Raw genomic sequence first — 2,726 nt, 5'->3', positions numbered from 1 at the left:
CGATGGCCTGTCCTACACGTCGCCCACGGCCTCGAGGCGCTGGAGTGGGCCACCATCGTCTTCGTCCCCGGATACCGGTTCCCGGACCGCGACGACCCGCCGAAGGACGTCGTGAACGCGCTGACCGCCGCGCACGATCGGGGTGCGCGGCTCGCCGCCATCTCGACGGGCGCCTTCGCGCTCGCCGCCACGGGCCTGCTCGACGGCAAGCGCGCTACAACACACTGGCACTACACGCGGGCGCTGGCGGCGAAGCATCCCCTCGTGCAGGTCGACGAGAACGTTCTGTTCGTCGACGAGGGCAGCGTACTGACGTCGGCCGGCGCGGCCTCGGGCATCGACCTGTGCCTGCACATCCTGCGCGGCGACCTCGGAGTGGCCGCGTCGAACCATGCGGCCCGGCGCCTGGTCGCGGCTCCTACCGCAGCGGCGGGCAGGCGCAGTACGTGCCGCGTAGCGTGCCCGAGCTGCTCGGCGAGCGGTTCGCGGCCACCCGCGAGTGGGCCCTGCTCCGGCTCGGCGAGCCCCTCACCCTCGAGCGGCTCGCCCAGCATGCGGCGGTGTCGCCGCGCACGTTCTCGCGGCGCTTCGTCGACGACACGGGATACACACCGATGCAGTGGGTCATGCGTGCCCGCATCGACATGGCCCGTGAGCTGCTCGAGCGTTCGGAGCGGAGCGTCGAGCAGATCGCCGCCGACGTCGGTCTCGGCACCGGTGCCAATCTGCGGCGGCACTTCCAGCGCATCCTGGACACGACGCCGAGCGAGTACCGGCGCACCTTCACCCGGGGTGAGTAGTCCGCCACCACGTGGCGCGATCCTTTCGAACCGTGGCGATCACGCCGCTGCCACCGGCCGATGATGCGCGAGAACCTGGTGGTGAACCGAAGGGACACCACTCATGACTCGCATCGCCATCAATGGATTCGGCCGCATCGGGCGCAACGCGCTGCGCGTGCTGCTCGAGCGCGACAGCACCCTCGAGGTCGTCGCCGTCAACGACCTCACGGAGCCGGCCACCTCGCGCGGCTGCTCGCCTACGACACGACGGCCGGCCGGCTCGGCCGGCCGGTCACCGTCGACGGGGACGCCCTCGTCGTCGACGGACGTCGCATCACGGTGCTCGCCGAGCGCGAACCGGCGCAGCTGCCGTGGGCTGAACTCGGCGTGGACATCGTGCTCGAGGCGACCGGCCGCTTCACGTCGGCCAAGGCCGCCCGCGCCCACCTCGACGCGGGTGCGCAGAAGGTGCTCGTCAGCGCGCCGTCGGACGGCGCCGATGTCACGCTCGCGTTCGGGGTCAACACCGACGCGTACGACCCGGCCGTGCACACGATCATCTCGAACGCCTCGTGCACGACCAACGCGCTCGCGCCGCTCGCCGCGGTGCTCGACGAACTCGCCGGCATCGAGCACGGTTTCATGACGACGGTGCACGCCTACACGCAGGAGCAGAACCTGCAGGACGGCCCGCACCGCGACGCCCGCCGGGCCCGCGCCGCCGCCGTCAACATCGTGCCGACCACGACGGGTGCCGCCAAGGCCATCGGCCTCGTACTGCCGAACCTCGAGGGCAAGCTGTCGGGCGACTCCATCCGGGTGCCCGTTCCGGTGGGCTCGATCGTCGAACTCAACACGACCGTCGCCCGCGACGTGACACGGGACGACGTGCTGGCGGCGTACCGCGTCGCCGCGGAGGGGCCGCTCGCCGGCATCCTCGAGTACTCGGACGACCCGCTCGTGTCGTCCGACATCACGGGCAATCCGCCTCGTCGATCTTCGACTCGGCCCTCACCCGCGTCGACGGCCGACACATCAAGGTGGCCGCGTGGTACGACAACGAGTGGGGCTTCTCGAACCGCGTGATCGACACCCTCGAGCTCATCGCCACCCGCTGACCGGATGCCGGGGGTGTGGCGCCCGGTCGGGCCGTTGTGCGGGGTCGCTCACTGCCCTGGTTGGGCGGGTTCTGGCTGCCGATGATCCATAGGGTGTTGTGCGGTACGCCGAGGAAGTCTGCGACGGTGCGGGGGTCGACCGATCGGGTGGTGGGTGGTGGGTTGACGGTGACGGGTTGGTCGTAGTCGGTGAAGTCGGTGCGGCTGCCGTCCTGGTAGTCGATGCGGACGGGGTAGGGCTTGCCGGTCAGGGCGACGTAGACGGTGCGGGCGCCGGCCTTGTCCAGGTCGCCGGTGATGTCGACCGGGATGACGCGTGTCCCGTTGAGGGTGATGGGGGTGCGTTTGGTGAAGGTGGTGGTGTCCGGGTAGTCGGTGTCGTGGTTCCTGAAGGCGGCCAGGGTCTGGCACGGCCCGGTGAGGGTGCGGAAGGAGAGGGCGTCGGGACTCAGGTACGGGGCGGTGATCGCCTGTCCCGTGAAGTGTCCTGCTGCCTGGGTTCCGCGTTCGCCGGGCCCGTTGCCGGTGTTCTTCCAGTACGTGTCGTCGAGTGTGGCCCATACCTGTCCTGAGCCCATGCCGAACTCGGCCTTCCCGCCGGGGCCGTAGTCGAGCCGGGCGTCGCAGTGCGGCGGGGTCTGCACGGTCTTCTGGCGGTCCACCCGTACTGAGATCGCGGGCTGTTCCCGGGTGGCTGCCGGGCGGGAGGTGACCGCGTGCACCGATGTGGCGTCCTGGGTGTACACCGCGAAGGACCGTGACAGCAAAGCCTTGGAGTCGAGCTGCTCGACCCGTTGGGCGCCGCCGGGGTGAGCGGGGTGGAGGC

Annotated in this window: 2 pseudogenes; both read left to right on the top strand. The window is 70.5% G+C overall.

Annotated features, from left to right (window positions below):
- Window positions 1-800: pseudogene (locus tag LNW73_RS35770) on the top strand (GlxA family transcriptional regulator); the annotation flags it as partial.
- A 103-nt stretch (window positions 801-903) separates the two neighbouring features.
- Window positions 904-1,900: pseudogene (gene gap, locus LNW73_RS35765) on the top strand (type I glyceraldehyde-3-phosphate dehydrogenase).
- The last annotated feature ends 826 nt before the right edge of the window (window positions 1,901-2,726 follow it).

Origin of the sequence: Streptomyces sp. RKAG337 (assembly GCF_023701715.1) — a bacterium.
In the GTDB taxonomy this organism is placed as follows: Bacteria; Actinomycetota; Actinomycetes; order Streptomycetales; family Streptomycetaceae; genus Actinacidiphila.
This window is presented reverse-complemented; position numbering and strand designations above follow the sequence as displayed.